The organism is Priestia sp. VA7, from assembly GCF_055710015.1.
Genome location: NZ_JBVQPN010000011.1, coordinates 46,062 through 67,822 on the forward strand (window position 1 = coordinate 46,062; position 21,761 = coordinate 67,822).

Annotated in this window: 18 protein-coding genes and 1 pseudogene; 11 read left to right on the plus strand and 8 right to left on the minus strand. The window is 33.1% G+C overall.

The annotated features are described in order from the left end of the window. Positions 1-438 precede the first annotated feature (438 nt). Together AC0C45_RS26980 and AC0C45_RS26985 are read left to right on the plus strand one after the other, a co-directional pair. Positions 439-624 (plus strand): hypothetical protein, encoded by a 186-nt coding sequence (locus AC0C45_RS26980; protein ID WP_237894610.1) that lies wholly within the window; start codon positions 439-441, stop codon positions 622-624. Positions 625-637: 13 nt separating this feature from the next. Further along, positions 638-886: a spore coat protein gene (locus AC0C45_RS26985; RefSeq protein WP_013060045.1), complete on the plus strand. Its 249-nt coding sequence runs from the start codon at positions 638-640 to the stop codon at positions 884-886. A gap of 195 nt (positions 887-1,081) precedes the next feature. Here the strand turns inward: AC0C45_RS26985 and AC0C45_RS26990 are convergent, their stop codons facing one another. Next, complete coding sequence (locus tag AC0C45_RS26990; protein ID WP_472929106.1) at positions 1,082-1,756, minus strand: hypothetical protein; 675 nt, start codon at positions 1,754-1,756, stop codon at positions 1,082-1,084. Positions 1,757-2,662: 906 nt separating this feature from the next. Here AC0C45_RS26990 and AC0C45_RS26995 point away from each other — a divergent pair. Continuing rightward, complete coding sequence (locus AC0C45_RS26995) at positions 2,663-4,171, plus strand: glycine betaine uptake BCCT transporter (RefSeq protein ID WP_237894537.1); 1,509 nt, start codon at positions 2,663-2,665, stop codon at positions 4,169-4,171. Positions 4,172-4,235: 64 nt separating this feature from the next. On the opposite strand, the gene AC0C45_RS27000 is transcribed toward AC0C45_RS26995, so the two are convergent. Next, entirely contained in the window at positions 4,236-5,393 is a 1,158-nt protein-coding gene (locus AC0C45_RS27000) for a cation:proton antiporter (RefSeq protein WP_237894536.1), read from the minus strand. Positions 5,394-5,766: 373 nt separating this feature from the next. Between AC0C45_RS27000 and AC0C45_RS27005 the strand changes: the two genes are divergently transcribed. Further along, positions 5,767-6,948 (plus strand): cation:proton antiporter, encoded by a 1,182-nt coding sequence (locus AC0C45_RS27005; RefSeq protein ID WP_237894535.1) that lies wholly within the window; start codon positions 5,767-5,769, stop codon positions 6,946-6,948. Between the two features lie 171 nt (positions 6,949-7,119). Further along, entirely contained in the window at positions 7,120-7,329 is a 210-nt protein-coding gene (locus tag AC0C45_RS27010; protein WP_237894534.1) for a hypothetical protein, read from the plus strand. A gap of 91 nt (positions 7,330-7,420) precedes the next feature. On the opposite strand, the gene AC0C45_RS27015 is transcribed toward AC0C45_RS27010, so the two are convergent. Beyond that, positions 7,421-8,143 (minus strand): DUF421 domain-containing protein, encoded by a 723-nt coding sequence (locus tag AC0C45_RS27015; RefSeq protein ID WP_237894533.1) that lies wholly within the window; start codon positions 8,141-8,143, stop codon positions 7,421-7,423. 408 nt (positions 8,144-8,551) lie between these two features. Next, positions 8,552-9,409: an alpha/beta fold hydrolase gene (locus AC0C45_RS27020; protein ID WP_472929107.1), complete on the minus strand. Its 858-nt coding sequence runs from the start codon at positions 9,407-9,409 to the stop codon at positions 8,552-8,554. A gap of 1,145 nt (positions 9,410-10,554) precedes the next feature. Here AC0C45_RS27020 and nhaC point away from each other — a divergent pair. Continuing rightward, positions 10,555-11,961 carry a Na+/H+ antiporter NhaC gene (nhaC, locus tag AC0C45_RS27025; protein ID WP_257064528.1) on the plus strand — a complete coding sequence of 469 codons (1,407 nt, stop codon included), beginning with the start codon at positions 10,555-10,557 and terminating at the stop codon, positions 11,959-11,961. A gap of 416 nt (positions 11,962-12,377) precedes the next feature. Next, positions 12,378-12,503: a hypothetical protein gene (locus tag AC0C45_RS27030; RefSeq protein ID WP_257064530.1), complete on the plus strand. Its 126-nt coding sequence runs from the start codon at positions 12,378-12,380 to the stop codon at positions 12,501-12,503. 378 nt (positions 12,504-12,881) lie between these two features. On the opposite strand, the gene AC0C45_RS27035 is transcribed toward AC0C45_RS27030, so the two are convergent. Further along, positions 12,882-14,234, minus strand: coding sequence for an aminotransferase-like domain-containing protein (locus AC0C45_RS27035; protein WP_257064531.1), 1,353 nt, complete (start codon positions 14,232-14,234; stop codon positions 12,882-12,884). 121 nt (positions 14,235-14,355) lie between these two features. Between AC0C45_RS27035 and AC0C45_RS27040 the strand changes: the two genes are divergently transcribed. Further along, positions 14,356-15,276, plus strand: coding sequence for a DMT family transporter (locus AC0C45_RS27040; protein WP_237894530.1), 921 nt, complete (start codon positions 14,356-14,358; stop codon positions 15,274-15,276). A 74-nt stretch (positions 15,277-15,350) separates the two neighbouring features. Here the strand turns inward: AC0C45_RS27040 and AC0C45_RS27045 are convergent, their stop codons facing one another. Both AC0C45_RS27045 and AC0C45_RS27050 read right to left on the minus strand, forming a co-directional pair. After that, positions 15,351-15,932 (minus strand): GNAT family N-acetyltransferase, encoded by a 582-nt coding sequence (locus AC0C45_RS27045; RefSeq protein WP_257064533.1) that lies wholly within the window; start codon positions 15,930-15,932, stop codon positions 15,351-15,353. Positions 15,933-16,021: 89 nt separating this feature from the next. Continuing rightward, positions 16,022-17,038 (minus strand): serine hydrolase domain-containing protein, encoded by a 1,017-nt coding sequence (locus AC0C45_RS27050; protein WP_237894528.1) that lies wholly within the window; start codon positions 17,036-17,038, stop codon positions 16,022-16,024. Between the two features lie 292 nt (positions 17,039-17,330). On the opposite strand from AC0C45_RS27050, the gene AC0C45_RS27055 reads away from it, so the two are divergent. Beyond that, positions 17,331-18,683 (plus strand): erythromycin esterase family protein, encoded by a 1,353-nt coding sequence (locus AC0C45_RS27055; RefSeq protein ID WP_237894527.1) that lies wholly within the window; start codon positions 17,331-17,333, stop codon positions 18,681-18,683. Positions 18,684-18,760: 77 nt separating this feature from the next. Here the strand turns inward: AC0C45_RS27055 and AC0C45_RS27060 are convergent, their stop codons facing one another. After that, positions 18,761-19,243, minus strand: a complete 483-nt coding sequence (locus AC0C45_RS27060; protein ID WP_237894609.1) for a DinB family protein — start codon at positions 19,241-19,243, stop codon at positions 18,761-18,763. 789 nt (positions 19,244-20,032) lie between these two features. Here AC0C45_RS27060 and AC0C45_RS27065 point away from each other — a divergent pair. Both AC0C45_RS27065 and AC0C45_RS27070 read left to right on the plus strand, forming a co-directional pair. After that, positions 20,033-20,929 carry a macrolide 2'-phosphotransferase gene (locus tag AC0C45_RS27065; protein ID WP_237894526.1) on the plus strand — a complete coding sequence of 299 codons (897 nt, stop codon included), beginning with the start codon at positions 20,033-20,035 and terminating at the stop codon, positions 20,927-20,929. Between the two features lie 603 nt (positions 20,930-21,532). Continuing rightward, a pseudogene (locus AC0C45_RS27070) lies at positions 21,533-21,761 on the plus strand (membrane-spanning protein); the annotation flags it as partial.

Here is a 21,761-nt window from a genome sequence, read left to right on the forward strand (position 1 = left end):
GAATAACTTCCTATTTGTCGTCACCTTAAGTAAATGATAAAACTATTATTTTTATCATTTACTTATTTCTAAAAAATATATTCATTTTTTATCTTTGATAAAAATTACATTATTAAAAGCTTATGAGCATTAATTACTTGTAAGTTTTATATTGAGTTATTATAAATATAACATCTTGTAAAAGGTAAATAGAAGATATAGTGGTATGTGATCAGAGGTTAAAATCTCTATTTGTCACCACTTTATTAAAAGAATAAAACTAATCAACTTAACGAGATACTTTATTATTCACTTAACGTAATGTGATTTATATACAGTAACGTTTATGAAAAGTTCTATCTACTGTCTCATCAATTCATCTTATTTTTTATTACGCATATCTTTTTTTATATGTTTCATAATAAAGAGGAATGAATGAAGAAAGGAAGCGAAATCAATATGCAAAACTTGACGGAGCTAGAAGTAGAGAATTTGCGTCATCTTATTGGAGCACATGGGACACTGGTTAATAAATTAGAACAATACGCACAAGAATGCAATGATCCACAGCTTATAGCAATGCTACAAAAAGATGCACGTGACGCTAGAAATACAAAACAACAGCTCATTTCATTTTTAGGATAGGAGACAGATAAAGATGAATGAAAAGGATATCGTAAATGATTATTTAGCAGGTCTTAACGCAAGTTTAACAGGTTATGCCAATATTATTAGCCAAACAAATAACCAACAATTATATGAGACACTTATTCAAATACGTAATCAGGACGAGACACGTCAACGTAGTGTGTATGAGTATGCAAAACAAAAAAATTATTACCAACCAGCTGCTCCAGCAAATTCTACTATTGTACAACAACTTAAAAATCAATTACAACAAGGATAGAAGAAACTACCTAAGCATTAGGTAGTTTCTTCACTTTTAATCTGTATATGTCATTTCTAGTTACCGTAATGTGATTTACAGGAACCTGTAAACTAAAAAAAGAAGATCACATTAGTGACCTTCTCTTTTTCATTTTACTTAAAGAGGGTGATATCAGAATATATTTACTCTAATCGAGTAATTTTAGATATAATGTTACTTATCTTGGATATTATACAAAAACTTCCATTTGGAGGTATCGGTTAACTCTTCTTTCGATAACTTTAAATCGCCTCCCATAAAAATTGTTTCGCCATGTATGGAAATCACCATTGTTTTAATTAAAATATCGCTGTTATTTTTTTTATAAACATCGCCTATATTAGGCATTTCAAGATTTAGATGATTTGTCTCAAGTTGATCAGATTCAAACGTGCTTAAATCCTTGCTCAACATATTTTCACCATCTTGATAATCGATAGAATGACTGTCCTCTTTACGTCCTGGAACCATCAATAGATACTCACTATGTCTAATTCCATTAAGCTTAGTTGTGACGACACCATTATTTTCAACAGTTGAAACCACTTCAATTTCATTTAACGAATAATAATCCAGTGAGTCGGGACGTGGATTCGTAATTAAAATATAATCTCCCTCTTCAGCTTTTCTATGATTACAAAGCGTAAATAATTGACGGTTAAACACAAAACTATCAAGACTTTTGGGTTTGTATCTTTCAACTCTTGCAGCTGTGGTTAAATGCTGAGTTAAATCTCTCAGCCTAATAAGATGAACAGACTGTTTATATAAAGGTTTCACGGAATATATCCTGTGTAACTCATTATTATAATATACAAATTGTCCTTTTCTTACCTGATAAAGTTTCACGAATTGGCTCCTCCTTCAGGTGTTGCATATAAGTAATTTTCAAACATTTTGATAGCTTAGTATTAGTTATAAAGCCGCGAGTTAATATATAATTCATTCAATGGTAAAAAGAGTTAAATCTTTTTATTATTCAAATCTCTTGTTAGTTTATCTTACTATTCAATAAATTATATCCTTTTTAACAATATACAATAAAAAAGTCCTTACTTACAAACAAAATTATTGACGGTACCACTTCAAGGAAAGCGTACTCCTAATGAATTTCCAGGCCATATGCATAGTAACATAATTATAAAGTTAAGGTTCCATAGGAAACTTTAAACCCTTTCAGATTACCAATAGGAATCTAACAGGAATTGAGGGAATGTATAGAATACAGTAAGATTTACACTTTAATCCTACTGAAATTATTAATTTAAACTAGACAAAATCAGTATTAAAAATTAATATTTATCAAAAAAACATTATTGTGATAAAAAGAATAGGTGACAAGACATTTGTTCATGATTAATGTTATACTAGTAAACAGCCTACTAATATCCCCTGAAATAAGTACATCAAAACAGCATGTCCACTAGACAAAAAACAGACAAGTAAACGACATTTTAAAGAAAATGAAGAGTATTAATTAAAGTGTAAGGAAAAGAAAGCTTTGGAGACGCTCATAAATTTATTAGTAAATCGAGAGTTTTTAACTACAGAGTTTTCTCAAGCGCGAATGATAAATTAGGTAAAGTGTAAATACTTTAATCAAGATATCTTATTAACGCAATCTTTAAGGGTTAGTTATTATTACTTCATAAAAAAGTACAATGTCTATCTAAATTGGTTTTGCATATTTTAATGTTCTCCAATCGAAGTAATGCCCTCTGCGAATGAATCAAAGATGGGAGTTTTTAATTTAACATGAAAAAAGTTTCAATAGTATTTTATATTTCAGTAGCCATACTGGCTCTCCTTGTTCTTGCGGGAGTTACAATGCCTGCAAAACTTGAACATGTAACGAGTAGCTTGCAAAATTCTATTACGAATACATTTGGCTGGTACTACTTAATTGTTGTAACGTTGTTTGTCGTCGTTTGTTTGTATTTATTAGTAAGCCCGATTGGTCGGATTAAGCTTGGGAAACAGGAGGACAAGCCTGAGTTTTCACGCCCAACCTGGCTTGCCATGCTCTTTAGTGCAGGAATGGGGATTGGATTAGTGTTCTATGGTACAGCTGAGCCAATTAGTCACTATGCAATTAGCTCTCCAACAGGGGAAACAGGGACAGATCAAGCAATGAAAGATGCGATGAGATTTACTTTCTTTCATTGGGGCATTCATGCATGGGCGATATACGGGATTATAGCTCTTTCATTAGCTTACTTTACCTTTAGAAAAGGCGAACGTAGCTTGATTAGCGCTACATTAAAACCGATTATTGGAAAACATGCAGAGGGATTCGTAGGAAAAATAATTGATATTATTGCCGTTATTGCCACAGTTATTGGTGTAGCAACGACTCTTGGGTTTGGCGCTGTCCAAATTAACGGAGGATTATCTTATTTATTTAACGTTCCTTCAAACCTTACGAGTCAATTCCTTATTATTTTAGTTGTTACTGTTCTATTTATAGTTTCAGCATTAACAGGTTTAGGAAAAGGGATTAAAATTCTTAGTAATGCTAATATGATTCTTGCATTTATACTTTTTCTATTAACGTTTATATTAGGTCCGACTCTGTTTACGCTAGATTTATTTACAGATACAATCGGCGCCTATCTGCAAAACTTAATTAATATGAGTTTTCGTATAGCTCCACTTAATGAAGAAAATCGTAACTGGATCAATGGCTGGACCATCTTTTATTGGGCATGGTGGATTGCATGGTCCCCATTCGTAGGGATCTTTATTGCTCGAGTATCCAGAGGGAGAACTATTCGCGAATTCGTCGTATGCGTGTTACTAATTCCTTCTCTTATCGGCTTTATCTGGTTCTCTACATTTGGTAGCGCAGGTATGTTGCTCGAACATAATGGAATTGCTTCTATTTCGAAATTAGCAACAGAAGAATCACTCTTTGGTGTGTTTGCAAACTATCCAATGGGAACAGTCTTATCAATCTTAGCTATTATCCTTGTTGCCACTTTCTTCATTACTTCAGCTGACTCAGGAACTTATGTCTTAGGAATGATGACAACGGATGGTTCTCAAAATCCAAGTAATAGCGTAAAGGTCATTTGGGGTGTTTTACTTACGGCTATAGCGCTTGTTCTTCTCTATTCGGGAGGACTACAGGCTCTACAAAATACCATGATCATTGCTGCCCTTCCTTTTTCAATAGTCATGATCCTAATGACAATTAGCCTTCTTAAAGCTCTTAACAAAGAAGCGAAAGAATTTGGAGTTGGAAAGTTAAAAAAACAAAAATAAGAATCCTCAAAAAAAGCCCATTGATTAATCAATGGGCTTTTTCAATTTATAGGAATTATTACACTTAACCTGTATAGGTCATATTTTTTACTTCAGAATCGCTTTTAAAGAACCATTTCATCATAGGCGGAGTAACAATCGTTGTAACTAAAACAACTACGACGATTATTGCAAACATATCTTGCGTCAATAATTTGGATTCAAGTCCTATAGCTGCAATGATTAGAGCTACTTCTCCTCGAGATATCATTGCTGAACCAATCCCCAAGGAACTGTTCCAATTGAATCCAGCTAGTTTTGCTCCAATCGATGCACCTATTAGTTTAGTTAAGATGGCAACAATGCTTAAAAGAACGATTAATCCGATATTGTCCATAATGCCAGAAAACTGAGCAGTAACTCCAATAGACGTAAAAAACACTGGAACAAAGATCGAATAACTAATGGTTTCAACCTTTTTAAATACTTCATGCTTAAATTTAGTTACGCTAATTGACACACCTGCTATATAGGCCCCAATTATTGCTGCAACTCCTGTGTATTCGGCTAGATAAGCATAAACAAAACAAATGATTAAGGCAGACGAGGTTACTGCCTCTGTCACTTTTAATGATGAAAAACGATTTAAGAACCAAGGTACTACTTTCCATCCCACAAAGATAGCCCCAGCAAAGAATAATACTTTCTTTAGTATAACTACACTTAAATTAATGTCTCCACCGGCAAAACTCATTAAAAATGCTAACGCAATAATGACGACTACGTCATCAATAACTGCTGCGCCAAGGATTGTTGTACCTTCACGTGATTTTAATTGATTCATTTCTTTTAGAGCCTGAACAGATATGCTTACACTTGTAGCCGAAAGTAGAAGCCCTAAAAACCAAGACTGCATGGTGCTAAGGCCTAGCAATATTCCGGCCAAATACCCTACTAATAAGGGGAAAACAATTCCCCCTACACCTACAAAAGTAGATGCTTTACCAGTTCGCTTAAACTCATCTACATCTGTTTCCAATCCTGCTATAAACATGAGCAGGATTACACCTAACTGACTAAATTCTTTTAATGTTTCTGTCTCAGTTACTAAGCCCAAAACAGAGGGGCCTATTACAATACCGACCAACAGTTTACCCAAGACAGAGGGTTGACCTAACTTTACACTTATATCTCCCGCAATTTTAGAAAAAACTAAAATTATCGCTAATTGAAGAATTAACATTTATTTACCACCTTTCTTTCCCTCATAACTAAATCTCAATCTTTTTAAACAGCAAAAAGAGCCTGCTACCAAAGGACATACTTATCCCTTGGTGGCAGGCTCCTCCAATAAACAAAGACTAGTTTAGCTAATGCAATATATGTTTTGTTTTTGCTCAATATACATATACGGATGAACTGTATGAAAGGTTTCATTTAAAAAAGCTTTTATCGAAGTTTTTTAAGTAAATAAGTGATAGTGTTAATTTAGGATTAAATTCGCTTTATGTAGCCATAATAAAATTCGCTAGCGTATCTAGTTAAATCGTATCCCATGAATAACTACATATTTCTTTTATAATAGACTCATCTTTTAAGTGAAAAGGAGGAAATAAATGATTGCATACTGGATTATTTTATTAGCTATCGCCGTAGGTGTTGTGTTTATTGCAGAAAAAATGAAACAACCTTATCCAACCTTTCTTGTAGTAATGGGGTTAATCATTGGTTTGACACCAGTCCCTGGATTGGGAGAAATAAAAAGTTATGTAGTGAATGATGCAGTGTTTCAAACTACCGTTATTTTTATTTTTTTATCGGCCTTGTTAGGGGATGCGGCGCTTAAGATGCCCTTCAATGAATTGAAAGTAAACAAGAAATCCATTTCATTGTTAGCTCTTTTGGGTACGTTTCTTACCTTTTTACTAGTTGCTACTTTAACTTATTTTTTACTGCACCTTTCTTTACAAGAATCTTTAATTTTTGGTGCACTTATGGCGGCTACGGATCCTGTATCCGTTCTAAGTATTTTTAAGTCTATGGGACTAAACAAACGTCTTTCTATTGTGGTGGAAGGAGAAAGTTTAGCCAATGACGGAGTCGCTGTTGTACTATTCCAAATTGCTGTGGTGACCACTGTTTTAAGCTTAACAGGTACATTGGATGCTCTACTTGAGTTTCTAAAAGTCGTAAGTGGAGGCATATTGATTGGAGGAGTGTTTGGTTTTATAGCATCTCGTATTACATCTAAAATAGATCATTATTTAGTGGAGACAGGGTTATCCATGGTTCTGTTTTATGGTACCTTTCAGTTAGCTGAACACTTTGAGGTTTCTGGGGTGATAGCTGTAGTAGTAGGTGGCATAATCTTAGGGAATTACGGAAGAAATGTTGGTATGTCAGACTTAACGCATGAAAAAGTGAATTCCTTTTGGGAAACCATTGCCTTTCTCTCTAACACGCTTATTTTCTTGTTAGTAGGATTAGAAGTTAGTCGTATTGATTTTTTAGATAAAGGATGGCTTATCTTCACAAGCATTCTTATCGTTATTTTGGCACGTTTTATAGCTGTCTATATAAGCTTATCCTTCGATAAGTCTATCCCTGCTTTGTGGAAACCTATTATCGCCTGGGGAGGATTAAAGGGCTCTCTTTCGATTGCTCTTATCTTAGGTGTAACACCAGAGTTTGCAGGAAGAGATCTTCTCTTAGCCATGACATTCAGTAACGTAGTATTCTCCTTGTTAGTTCAAGGAACGACATTAAAAAAGCTAGTTTCAATTTTGAGGATAAAATAAATATAAAAATAAGCCCCTTTTCTTGATAGCAGATGAATAAGAACATAAATGATTTTATTTTTGAAACTTATTAGCAGGCTGCTCCGTATAACCATCTGGAAATAAATCATTCTATAATCTCCACTTAAAAGGTGCAGATATACAATGATGAGTTTACAAGGAGGAGAGTAGGTGGATTCTAAAATAAGTTGGTTTATGAAAAATCCAGCCATCTATTTAGGAACTATATTGCTATTAATATTTGGAAGTGAATTCTTTCTAGGATATATTCGAGAGCGTGAATTTTATGTTCTAGACTTTATATTGAGCTTTATAGGCTTAATTATGGTGATGATGAGCCTTACTAAAAAAATTTTAAACAAAAAGCCAAAGAGCACTTAACATTACAGTCAGGTGCTCTTTTGAAAGCAAACATATTTCTATGACTACTCCTTTATATTATTAGTAATCCAAATTGTGGATAAAAGAATTTTCAATGCAGAATTTCGGGCTTTACAGAGGAACTTTGTTTATAGAGTGAGATATGAAGTTTTTTATCTTTACTGACCGACGCATAAAACACTTGTTCAATATTGGAAATATCTTGTTTAGACAACTCATTTTTCAACCAGCTGCTATCGAGATTCAAATCTTTAAGGACCGTGGAATAAATTTCCCCTTCAATAACCACTGGATAGGAAATACCCTCACTTGGTTTTTTAATCCCTAAATCTTCAACTGTAACATTCCCTTTATTTGGATTTTTATAAACTGTTAGTTTACCATTAGATTCAATAATTCCTAGTTGGACGTCACTCGCATCAAAAATATCGTTTTCTCTTAACATCTGTAAGATATTATCTAGAGAGTAGCGTATTCTTTTCATATTATCCCGTAATAGCTGGCCATCTTTAATAACAATTGTAGGTTCAAAGGTAATTAGCCTACCAAACTTCCGATGGGTAATTGCCCATTTAGCAATAAGCATTTGTAATCCTCCAATTAGAACAATGGCTACCGCAGTATGTAAATGTTCAATATTAGGATCTGCAATATCAGCTCCTACAACAGCTCCTAAGATAAGAATCACAAGAAAATCAAATACTGGTAGCTCTCCTATAGATCTTCTGCCCATCACTAATGTAATAATAAGAAGTAGAGGTATAATCGTAACAATTCTACCTAAGACAATCACCATCTCTTTTACCAAGTCCATCGTTTTCAACTTCTTTCGCTATAAATTCTCAAAGAATTGAATACAACCTTCCTTTATCATTTCCTTAAAAGGACTTAATAATTCAACAGTCTGTCCAGGTCAATTGTTACTTTTTTAGAGATCTACAGATGAAAATGAGCGTTTAAAGGAGTCAATGATAAGTTTTATTAGTAGGGTGTTTTATTACACATTTTTTATAAACATAGTGTAAGAAGAGGTTTCTATATTTTTTTATGGTGTAGCAAATAAGATGTAAAGTATACTGCCAAATAAAAAGCTATTAAAAATCATTAATACCAAAATTTCCTTTGCATTTTTATTTTCTCTTCAAATTGACGATTATAATATAAATATCTAATTCACATAGTACCAATTATTAGAAATACCTTAATAAATAAGAAAGTAGTATTAATTCCTATGAAGAAATGATACTACTTTCTTATTTACGCCTGAAGCCTTATCGCCTAGCCAAATTAGATGCCCCCAAGAATCCAACAAACAGAGTTCAGCTTTTTCTATTTTGCTATGTGCAAAATAAGCATGCTCTAACGGTACAGCACCATCATTTTTACTATGCATAATAAAAGTTGGACAAGCAACAGCTTGTAACGTTGTAGAAGAAAGTTGATTGATTTGTACTAAATCAATCAAGAATCCATGTCCTGAACGATAATGATTATTCATTCTACGTACAGCTTCAATACTCTCTTTATCAATTTGAAGCATTACCTCTTTAGAAGAAAGCTTACTAAATGAAGGAATAAAGCACCTAAAAGTAAATGTGGGAAAATAATTATTAAGCAAAGCGACTAGCTTCCATGTAAACTTCTCAACATTAGGATGAAACATGATTTGTGCAGCCTTATATTCCTTGTCCTTCTTAGTCAACCACTCTTTTGTTACAGCACTCTGTAAAGTAAGGCTTAATGCTCGTTCAGGAAAATGAGCTGCAAAACTTATTCCACTTGGTCCCCCCGCAGAAACAGCAAATAGATGAGCTTTATCTATGTGTAAATGATTTAGTAATTGCGCATAAAATTTAGAAGCATTAAAAAGATTCTCACCAATCTCTTTAGACGTTGCTCCATATCCAGGTCTGGAAGGGGTAATTAAAGAGAATCCTTGTTTCAAAAGATCTGTGTATCCTAACTCTTCGTAACAATTGGAATGCCCCCCATGAAACATAAGAATTGGTGTCCCCTCTCCAACAATTGAATACTCAATCGTCAATTCATCAATTACGAGGATATTTATTTCTCGTTCCAAAACCCCATCAACTCCCTTTGTTAACTTATATTGTTAGTGGTTAAGTATATAGATATTTGGTGAATAAATCACCTTTATAATTGTATGTTCCATAATGTATGCAATATACAATCTTAGTTACCATAATCACTCTTTCCGGTAGACACCACAAAAAAGAACCCTTGTGGCAGTGAGGGGACTGCTCCATTATAGTGAGACAAATAAAAAACACCAATATCATTAATTGAATGATAAAACCTTTTAACTACTATTTATTTTGAAGAAAAAAGGTGTAGTCATCGTCAGTTAAAGTACATACTTAAACCAATTATTTTTATAAAATACGTTACAATTTACTTAACATAATGGATTTTTGGGGAGGTGAGAAGAACGAATCCAAGAATGATAATTCTTTAGATTTGTTACCTTTACTTTTGTTTGAATATATACATATTCTAATTAATATTATCAATTATTTATTGAACAATTTCCCCTGCATATTTCCCATTTGTATAAATTAACTCTACATCAAAATCAAATGAATTGTACGCGAAATGAATAATAAATTACTTGATTTATCTTCTCTTTATAAATATAATGTAACTTAAGTACGCGAAAGGAGTACATTAAAACTTAGAAGTATATTTTCTATTTTTCTCTGATTATCTTCAATATATTTCCTCTATACAAAAGAAGGAGATTCACTATAATGAAATTACATCTTGAAATAGAGCCTGAATTCTTTAAATGTCTAGGGAATATATGGAGAGAGATTTTAATTAACACATTTTAAAAACGGTATCATTTTATTTTAAAGAATAAACATGATGAAACAATTAAGTGTTTTCAAAAATATAGAAATATCTATCGTCATTACTAACCCATGTTTAAACAAAAGATAAGGCATGTTTCTATATGCATTGAGGAAGAAAAAATACATCGGGCTATCATTACAAATTCGAGAAGCATGAACACGAGAAGTGAGCGTTGCTAAATTGATATGCATGTTAGACAAAAAACTGAATTCCAAGAAGGTTACAGGAATACTGAATGCTTCCTTTATAAATAATATTTCATTCCGAAATATTTAAGAGAAGAAAGCCAAATAAATATATTTTTTATAGCAAAATTATGAAAACGCTTTATTTAAGGGGGGGGGAACTACTATGAAAAACGTACGATTACCGTCTATGTTAGAGATTATTTGCACATTGGGATTATTTTTAGGAATCGTCTTTTCTTTTACCGTAATTTTTGACTTACCTATACAGCTAGCGTTATTTATTTCATGGTTCCTTGTCATTTTACTTGGATTACGTTTAGGACACCGATACCAAGAATTACAAGGAGCTATTACCAGTGGCATCTCGAATGGTCTTGAAGCTATATTGATTCTCGTTTCGGTCGGTGCTCTTATTGGGACTTGGATTGCAGGAGGAGTTGTACCAACACTTATTTATTATGGGTTAGAGTTTATCCATCCAAGTATTTTTTTATTAGCCACACTCGTTATTTGCTCACTTACCTCTTTAGCTACAGGCACATCATGGGGAACTGTTGGAACTGCTGGAATTGCTATGATAGCAATTGGAGAAGGCCTGGGCATTCCTCTTCCAATCGTAGCTGGTGCTGTTCTTTCTGGTGCATATTTTGGAGATAAGTTATCTCCACTATCTGACAGTACGGTGCTTGCAGCATCAATGTCTAAAGTGGATGTTATTGCACATGTACGTGCCATGTTATATTTAGATATTCCTGCATACGTTATCACGGCTATTCTTTTTACTGTCACAGGGTTTATGTATGGAGGTAAAAATACAGACTTAGAAAAAGTAGAGTTTCTAAAGACTTCATTACTTAAAACCTTTGATATTCATGTTTGGATGCTGATACCTGCCGTATTTGTAATTCTTATGCTTGCATTAAAAAAACCTTCTATGCCTACGATTGTTATGGGGGCCTTCCTTGGAGTGATTTGGGCTTTTATATTCCAAGGTATGAATATTTCCGATGCCCTTGGTACTGCTTATGAAGGTTTCTCGATTAATACTGGAATTGACTTCATAGATACTCTTCTAAATCGAGGAGGAATTGAAGGAATGCTGGGATCAGTAGTCGTAATTATTTTTGGATTAGGATTTGGAGGGTTATTGGAGCATTTAGGAGTATTAAAAGTAATTGTTTCTAAGTTTCAGCATCGCCTAACATCAGCAGGGAATGTGACCCTATCTACTTTAATCGTTGCTTTTTTAGCAAATGTATTTGGTTGTGCTATGTACGTTTCATTAATTTTAACGCCTAAAATTATGTCAGAAAGCTATGATAAATTGCACATTGATCGAAGAGTATTGGCTCGAAACTCTGAAGTTGGGGGGACGTTAACATCTGGGATGATTCCTTGGTCTGATAATGGAATTTTTATGGCTGGGATTTTAGGTATCTCTACCTTCTCCTATGTTCCGTTCATGTGGTTAAGCTTTGTTTCCATAGCACTTGCTATCATTTATGGCTATACTGGGAAATTTATTTGGTATATTAAAAATAATGATTCTGATGCTAAAAGAATTTCTTAGAAACCTAGAGGTTTTGTTCCCCTGAGGCGTTAGCTTCATGTGCTAGCGCCAATAGTCTATTAAAGGCTTTTTAAACTGTAAGTGAAATTAATACGTAAGCTGTTCGGGATAACTCCCTAAAGGTTTATCTAAAATTAAATATGTGAATTTTTTTATTTATATGAGATTTTTCATCTGAACCAATAAATTCATATTTAGAAGACACTCTATAGAGGGTGTCTTTTTTATCCGTATTTGAAAAATTGGTTTATATTGATTTTATAGAATATCATAATAAGTTTACCTTGTATAAGAAATAAAAAGAAGAATAATACTACTTGGTAAATAAATGAATTTTTCATGGAGTAAATAACGCTATTTTACGGCTTTTTATTTCTAGAATTGCTTTGATAATAGATATAAGTAGGATGATTAGTATGTGGAACTCAATTGTTTCCTATCTTCCGGAATGGCCAGTTTTTTTACAAGCATTTATGGTGTTTGTCATTCCGTATACAATCTACAAATTATTTAGTGGGATTCGTAACTCAGAGGAAGAGTGATAAAAATGAGCTCGTTCTGTTACCATCTTGTTAACCTGTATGAGTATTGCTTTACTTTTCTTTGAATATAAAAAATTAAAAGGGTGTTTTTTGACTCTCCAGTCACAGCTGAAACGCCTGTCCAAACAGGCCTTATGAAAAAGAAGGTGAACATACAATGATTGTGCTACCTATTATATTGGCCAGTTTAGGAATTTCTTCTTTTTACTATTTTATTCTAAAAAAAGAAGCTTGAGCTGAATACAATATACAGACCCAGTTAACATAACAGGTATTACCGGTAGGAAGAAATTATAGAAGACATGCGAGAAAAACATATATCATTACAAGAATAATACTTTTAAGTCTCTTCGTCTTAAACAGTGATAAAGACCTTAATTACATTAGGTAATTAAGAAAAATAGTTACCTCTTTTTTTAAAGCATCTGCAATTTTTCTGACTCCTTCTTCAACTCGGTGATTTTCAACATTTGAAACATTTAACTTTAAAACCCGTTCTTTGTGAAAGTTGGCTAGATAATTACTTTCAACTGAATCCAGATATACACCCTGTTCATATAAATAACGAATAAATGACTTCATACTTACTTGTCTAGGTAGCAAAATATGACCATGCATTACTATTTCTGACGATGATTCGTAATTAGCCAGATGATTTTGCAGCGATTGATGAAGAATTTGTGCACGTTTATGGTAAATACTACTTACTTTTAACTTATTATGTTCAAACATACCACTTTTTATATAAAGATATAGGGCAGCTTGTGAAATCATAGAGCTATCTATATCTAAGGTCATTCTAAATTTTTGAAAGGTACTAAGAATAGGAGGAGGAAGAACGGCTAAACCAATTCTTAAACCTGGAAACATAATTTTTGAAAAGCTCTTTAAGTAGATAACCTGTTCTTTTATATCCTCTGCAAAAAGAGGATCATTCTTTGTGTTATATTCAAAATCTGCTAAATAGTCATCTTCTATGATATACACATTGTATTTATAAGCTAACTGTAAAATAGCTGCTTTGTCTTTTTTGCTATATGACGTTCCTAAAGGATTATGGAAGCGTGGCATTGTATAAAAAAATTTAATCTCTTCTTCATTGAATATTTTTTCTAGTTGCTCTAGATCAATACCTTGCGCTGTACGTTGAATGCCTATTGCACGAATTCCATATGTTTTCAACATATCCATATACAAATGGTAACTAGGTTGTTCAACTAAAATAGTAGATCCGTTATTTGGAAAAGGCATCATGCTTAGTAAAGCGAGTGCCTGTTGAACCCCTGAAGTGATGAAGATCTGTTCAGATTTCGTAAATACTTGATAAGATTCTAAGAGCCTCTTAGCTTCTGCAATTAATAAAGATAAACCTTTTGGTGTTCCATAACGAAACAATTCTTCTTGATATGTATCAATCGCTTTATTAATACACTGTTGAAAGTCTTTATAAGGAAATGCATGCCATGTTGGAGATGATGTTGCAAAATCAACACCTTTAGTAGATATAGGTTCTTCGAAAACCTGATGTTCCACAACGTAATAGCCACTCTTTGGAATGGAATAAATAATATGTTGCTCTTCCAAACGTTTTAAGGCAGATATTATTGTACTTTTACTACAAATATATTGGTACGATAAGTCTCTAATTGAGGGTAACTTTTCCCCTGCTTGAAAGTCCCCAGACTGTATCTTTTGAAGTAGTGAATGATAAATTGTTTCATATTTAAGCATAGTATTCCTCCAAATACACATCTGTACCGATACAGATGTGTATTTTTCATATCGTAGATATTGTTAGTTTCTCTTACTATAGTGATAACCGGCCGGATAAAATCTAAAGGAGGTTATTCACATGATTGAAAAGAAAAGAGCATATATAGCTGCACTTACTTATGCCATTATTATCGGATTGTCATTTATGTTTGTCAAAGTTGCATTAACTATTGCTACACCTTTTGATGCACTAGCACATCGATTTACTATTGCTTTTATAGGGGTTACCACCTTAAAAGTACTGGCGAAAAAAGCATTAAAAGTAACCAAAAAGGATATAGGGATCATTGTTTTGTTAGCTATTTTATACCCCACTCTCTTTTTTGCCTTTCAGGTATTTGGATTAGTAAATGTATCATCATCTGAAGCTGGAATTATTCAAGCAACAATCCCAATTTTCACCTTAATCTTTGCGAGCATATTTTTAAAAGAAACATCTACATTAGGCCAAAAGGTAGCTATTATTTTCTCGGTAGTAGGTGTGATATATATTATGTATATGAACGATATAGAAAATAAAAATACTAGTCTACTAGGAACTGGATTGATTTTACTTTCTGCACTTGTATCGTCCCTATACAATGTATGTGCTAGAAATTTAACTCAACGATATTCCTTATTCGCTATCACATATATCATGACTTTATTTGGCTTTATTATCTTTAATGGTTTGGCATTGACAAATCATCTTATGAATAACACTATCCACCAATTTATACAGCCTTTTCTTCATCTGAATTTTATGATTGCAATTGCCTATCTAGGTTTATTATCATCTTTAGTTACTTCCTATCTTTCTAATTACGCCTTATCAAAAATAGAAGCATCTAAAATGAGTGTCTTTAGTAATTTTGCTACACTCATTACAATCTTGGCAGGAGTAATTTTTTTGAAAGAACAATTTCACCTTTATCATCTAGTCGGGGCCATTATTATTATTGCAGGAGTCATTGGGACAAATTACTTTGGTACAAAAGGTAAACACAGTGAAAAAGCCTAGTTTCTTTTTAGAATATATACAAGTCTAGTTACCATAATGTGCAGAGTCGGCACTCCAAAAGGACATACATTTAGTTACATACTTAATTTCTTTTTTTGAAGTTTATCAAAGTCTTGCTTTAATAAAGAATACATATATAAGTTATCAAATTTACCACAAGTAAACTCATAATTCCTCAATAATCCTTCTTTAATAAAGCCCTGTTTTTCTACTAACTTTTGCGAGGGGATATTAAGAGGCTCTATTAAAGCTTCTATCCTTTGAAACTTGAAATATTTAAATCCGTACCTTATTACAGCTTCCAGTGCTTCACTCGCAATTCCATAACCCCAATAATTTCTGCTTAATTCATAACCAACTTCAGTTCGATAATGCTGAGGAACCCTATTAAGAAAGCCGCAACTACCAATAACTTTTCCTTCTCCTTTAAGGGTCATTCCCCACCTTATCCGAGTTTTTTTATTTAGTATTGATTCATACCAAGAGATCTCTTCTAAAGCTTCATGAATTGTTTTAAAAGGTTCTAATCCGTAATATTTCATTACTTCTTTATCGGATAGGTATTTTAAGACATGGTTCGCGTCATCCTTTACAATTTTTCTTAATATTAACCTATCCGTTTCAATTAACGGAAAAGTATTAACATCTCTGTACATGACATATTCCCCCATTTCATTTCTACCCTGATCAACTTAATTATAATTATCTATAGACATTACCGGTATTAAAGGTATATAAGTTTCCTTTATTTAATAAGTTCCTTTTCAATTGAACTAATCATATCAAATGCTCCTTCAGACTTATTAGAGCAAACCACGATTTTGAGGTCATTATTGGGATAAAATAAAGCCCTAAAGTTAACACCTGGATCATATCCCATTAAGACATACTTTAGTGCTTTTTCTTTCTCTCTTTTTATCCATATACCATATCCATAATAAGTCGTATCATCAACTTGGATTTGGGGAGTAAGCAAATACTTCGTCATTTCCTCATTGAGTAATTCATATCTCATTAAAGATTCCCATAACTGAACCATATCTTTCGCAGTTACGTATGCTCCGCCATCTGCCCCCCCTTTTGCTGGAATAGAATATATATTTGTTTTCCATGTATTGTTTAAATCTTCAATATATCCAAGAGCGACTTTTCCTGGTAGAGAGTCCATCTCAAAATAACCGGCGTCCATAGAGGCTCGTTTAAATATGTGCTCTTCGACATAGTTGCTAAAGGTTTGTTTACTTGCTTGTTCAATAATTAAGCCTAACAAAATATATCCAGCATTATTATAATGAAATTTACTCCCAACAGAACACTTCATAGGTTTGTCTTTAAAAAGTGGCAAGAAGTCCTCTAACTCTCTTACTTTGTACATTGGACTTTTAATCCAGAGCTCCTCATAATTGGTCATGATCTCTTCATCAAAGTAATCTGATATTCCAGAAGTATGGGTTAGTAAATGATGAACAGTAATTGTAGAATCAAGATGAGGAATATCTATACTAAGACAATCCTTTACATAAGAATGTAAGGAAAGTTTTCCTGCCTGAACAAGCTGGCAGATAGCGATTGCAGTAAAAATTTTACTCCCTGAAGCAATACCATATCGAGTATCAAACTCATTTTTTATTTCTTCCGAACGATTAGCAAATCCGTAACTTATATTAGCTAAAATTTCTTTTTCTTGTTGAACATATATGGAACCTGAAAAATTATTTGACTTATGAATATCTGAAATTTTCTCTGTTAAATGACTGTTCATTATAGTTCCTCCTCAAAATATAAAGAAAAGTATGATTCCACATACAAAAACAATTCCTTTTTATACCATAGTATAGATAACAGGAAGTCAAATTACTATGTATATGTTCCTTACTACTAGTTTACCTAATTTAATTTTTAAGAATTTACCAAAAGGAAGCTATGTCAAACAAGGATTCGCTTTTATTAGAGATCGAATAAATAGATATAACTTACACTAATATACAAATCGCTGGATTTACATATAATTTCCAATTAAACTATGAATGAAGTCATTACACTGGGAGGAAACTATGAAGAATCAAAAAGTGAAATGGTGTTTTCTAAGTTTTATAGTAATGTGTTTTCTATTTTGTACCTTAACATCCCCGACATTTGCAGACACGAACGAAAAGGATGTTGAGAAGTGGAAACAATGGATTAAAACCAATTCTTATTCCTTAGAACCTACTAAAAATTCGAGGAAAGAGCATCTAAAGTTCTTAAAGAAAGTGCTAAAAGGGAAACGTATCGTCCAGTTAGGTGAAACTACACATGGATCAAATGAAATGAGTGCTACAAAAGTGGAACTCATTAAATACCTCCATGAAGAATTGGGTTATGATGTTCTGGCCTTTGAATCTGGCTTCGCGGAGACTAACAGTGCATACCGTCAATTACATGATTTATCTTCTACAGAACTCATGAAACGCTCTATTTTTGGCGTCTGGTATACACAAGAAGTAGCAGATCTATTTAAATATCTCCAAGAACAAGAAAAAAAAGGAGACCCTCTTACACTAACGGGATTTGATATTCAGGTAATGGGCAACCTTTTTACGAAATCAACCTATGAATGGATCAAACAAGTGGACATTTCAAAGGCTGATTTGTTTAAACAAACTGAGGAAAGCATGATGAAATTACAAGATCAAAAAACAGAAGACAATTTTGTTCAAGAACAAGCCAAAATTAATGAAAACTACAGCACTTTAGAGCGTTTCGTGGAGGAACATAGAAAGGAATTGGCAATTTTAAGCCCTCAACAAGAACAGGATGTAGACATCCTGTTACAATCTTTGAAATTAAGAAAAGAGACACTTATGAGATATGAATTACCTAATTGGAACGTTGCTCATGACATACCTATTTATGATGTAGAGCAACATCCGATGGTTTTACGGGATCGAATGATGGCCGAAAACCTTGAGTACCTTGCAGAAGAAATGTATCCAACAGAAAAAATAATTGTATGGGGACATAATTATCATGTACGAAAAAATAACTCTAAAGTGAAATATGCTGAATATGGGCAAAACTTCCTCAATAATATGGGTGATTACTTGCCTGATAGTTTCAAAAGACAAACCTATACCATTGGTATTTATGCTTATTCTGGAGCAAGTTTAGATAGTAGCGATAATAAAACGGTTAAACCTGTAAATGGAGAGAAAGACCCTACTGGCTTAGAAGCACTGCTTAAGTATGGGAAACACTCTTCCCTATTTGTTGACTTTCTTCATGCCCCATATAATAAAAGAACATCCTGGATATACACCCCTCGCATTGCTCTTTATTGGGGATTCTTAAAGGAAGAAATGATACTGAAAGAACAGTATGACGGAATTATTTGGATTGAACATATCACGCCAGCTAAAATCATTTAAGCTTTTTAGATGATAGTTGTTCGTATAGACTCCTTTGTTTAGTAGAACAAAGGAGTCTAATTTGTGTTAGCAGTAACTTATTTGTGTCTATATAACTTCTTTAATAAGCCGATATGAGCTTGGTGATACCGACTATGATCTGCTATATGCCATATCCCCCAACGAATGGTTGCTGTTTGTCCATTTTCGTATGAAACAACTTTGGTTAAATCTTTTTCCGATAACTTGATACATTCTAAACGAAACATCATTTGAACTTTTTCATAACTATTTACTAAATCTACAATCGTTGTATCTTTTACAGAAGGAAGTTGACCTGTCAATTCAATCAAAGGACCATATCCTTTTTGAACACTCAATGGTATAGACTGATCCTTAAAACGATAAACCCAATGTAAGTCAACAACAGCTAAATGTCTTAGTAATTGTCCAATACTATTCATCTCATTGTTTGGACCCTTAAAGAATAATTCTTCTTGATCCACATCATTTACTAAAAGCTTTAATCGTTTATATGTATCAGCCACGGTTGCATATAAAAGAGCTACTGAAGGTTCCATTTCATCCTCTAAATGTAGATCCACTAACAAATTTATTACTCCCTTCCTTATTCAATTTCTTTATGATTAAACTGTAACATATGTATATAAATTAAAGTGAATATCTTCTATACTTCTAGTTAGCGTAAGGGATGTTAGCAGGAAAACATTAATTGAAATCTTTAGAAAGTAATTTCTCTTGGTAAGTATCACCTCATATTTTTGTTCCTGGTATAAACATTACTCCCTAGAACTTCTATACGTTTTAGATAAAATAGATTTGCACCATAATAGGGGGATTGAAAATAATTATTTCATAATATAAAATGAAAACATTCTACAATAAGGAGGATTATTAATAAATGACTGCTTCTGTGAGATTACGTATCCGTACTTTGAACAAGTAATTTAATACGTTCAAAGGCTCTGTTTAATACTGGCAGAGTAAACAGGATCAGTCTGCCCATTTTTAATAATCTTCAACGGACATAGTGATATGTGACATGAGGGAAGGTGGATTTATCTATCTTTCTTTTGTTATGCCTAAAAATGTGCTCTTTTTCCTTCAATAATCCATCGTTTAGTTTTTTTCTAGATAATATTGAGTACATGTATGGTTAATGACTGTTTACTTTAAGCTGCGGACAGAGATTTCTGCAGCTTGTTTGTGTTTCAAAACGCTCAATTATACCCATAAATAACCAATAATTGATATCATTGGTTTTAAGAAGCAGAGCTAGAGAAAATAAAAAAGAGCAACGACCAAAACAAAACGAAAAAAACCTAGAAAGTTAGGGGAGGAAAATTCTTATGAATAAACTAGAAATCAAAGAATTAGCGAAAAGAAAAGGCTTAGACGTAGTCGAAGAAACAATGAAATTAAATGAATCAGGCTTGGATTTTCAAGTTGCACATGTAGAAGATGAGCAGGGGGAAAAATGGATTTTACGAGTCCCGCGTAGACCTGATTCTATGGCAAAAGCTCATCAAGAAAAGATGGTTTTAGATGCTATAAATCAATATACAAACATTCAAGCCCCATATTGGGAAATTTTCACCGATGAGTTGGTTGCTTACAAAGCATTAGGTGGGGTGCCTGCGGGTACCATTAATCCTGAAATTCAAAATTATGAGTGGGTGTTAAATATAGAAAATGTTCCGTCCTCTTACCATGAATCGTTTGGACGCATGTTAGCAGAGTTACATCAATTGCCAACAAACTTAGTAAAGGATGCTGGTATTAAAATCTATACGGCAACTGAAGCACGAGAGTTAATGAAAGAAAAAATGCAGAAAGTAAAAGATGAATATGAGGTGCCTGAGGATTTATGGAATCGTTGGCAGGCATGGGTGGACAATGCTGATATGTGGCCAAATCATACTGGCCTTAGCCATGGTGATGTTCATCCAGGACATATTTTAATTAATAACCAATCAGAGGCTACTGGCTTAATTGATTGGACTGAAGTAGCCGTTACAGATGTATCTCGTGATTTTCTTGCTCACTATTTATTTACAGGTGAAGAAGGGCTGACAAAAGCTATTACAGCTTATGAGAAGGCAGGCGGAAAAACTTGGCCACTTATGAAAGAACATATCTTAGAATTGGCAACCACACAGGCTATTACTGTTGCTGCTTTCGCTGAAAGCTCTGGATTGCAGGAGTATAAAGATATGGCTCAACAAATGCTTGGTCCAATTGAGTAATAAAATGGCTTTGATCATACGAAGGAAGGTTAGACAACTACGCTTCCTCCTCTACTTACAGATATTAAATTTAAAAATGTACAGTTAGAGTACAAAAATAAACTATAAAAAAGTAGAAACTGAATTTCCTGCTAAATTACAGATTATGATGTAATATCAAACCTTTTTATTAATAATATAGCTGAAAATCAATGTGTATACGATATAGGTTTTTAGTTAACATAATGGTGTTTTTTGGAACATATTAAATATCTATGCAAAGAAATATTGCAAATTTGCTATGCAAAGGTTGCATAGCTGCAACCTTTGAGTAAACTACTCATGATGTCACAAAACATCGTCCAAACAATAAATGTAGCAGAAAAACTCTCTTCCAATCGAAGGGAGATTTTCTGCTTTTTAAGCTGTTATTTTCTCTTTTGACATAAAGAATGCTCTTTTGTTCTCCATTCATTCCAGTACAACTTTTAAAGTTTTTTCAATAAGAGTATATACATTTATTATTTATCAAAAATATAGAGAAAACTGGATTCCTTGTAGCTTAGGAGCTAGCTATATAGTGCTTATTCGAAGAAGAACCTTTTTGACAAATGGGGTGGAAATTTGAAATCAAAAATAATCTTAATTCTTAGTATATCTTTTAGTGTATTTATGATTTTTTTACTCTTTTTTTATCTAATCAAAGGAGATTCTTCTCGTTGGCAGGTAGCATTAGGAGGCGTAGTGGTAAGTGTATTACCAATTTTTTTGTTATTTACGAAGGTTAATCCTTTCCCAATTTCTCTTATAGTTGGATATTATATTTTTCTTTTTAGTTCACTATTTTTAGGAT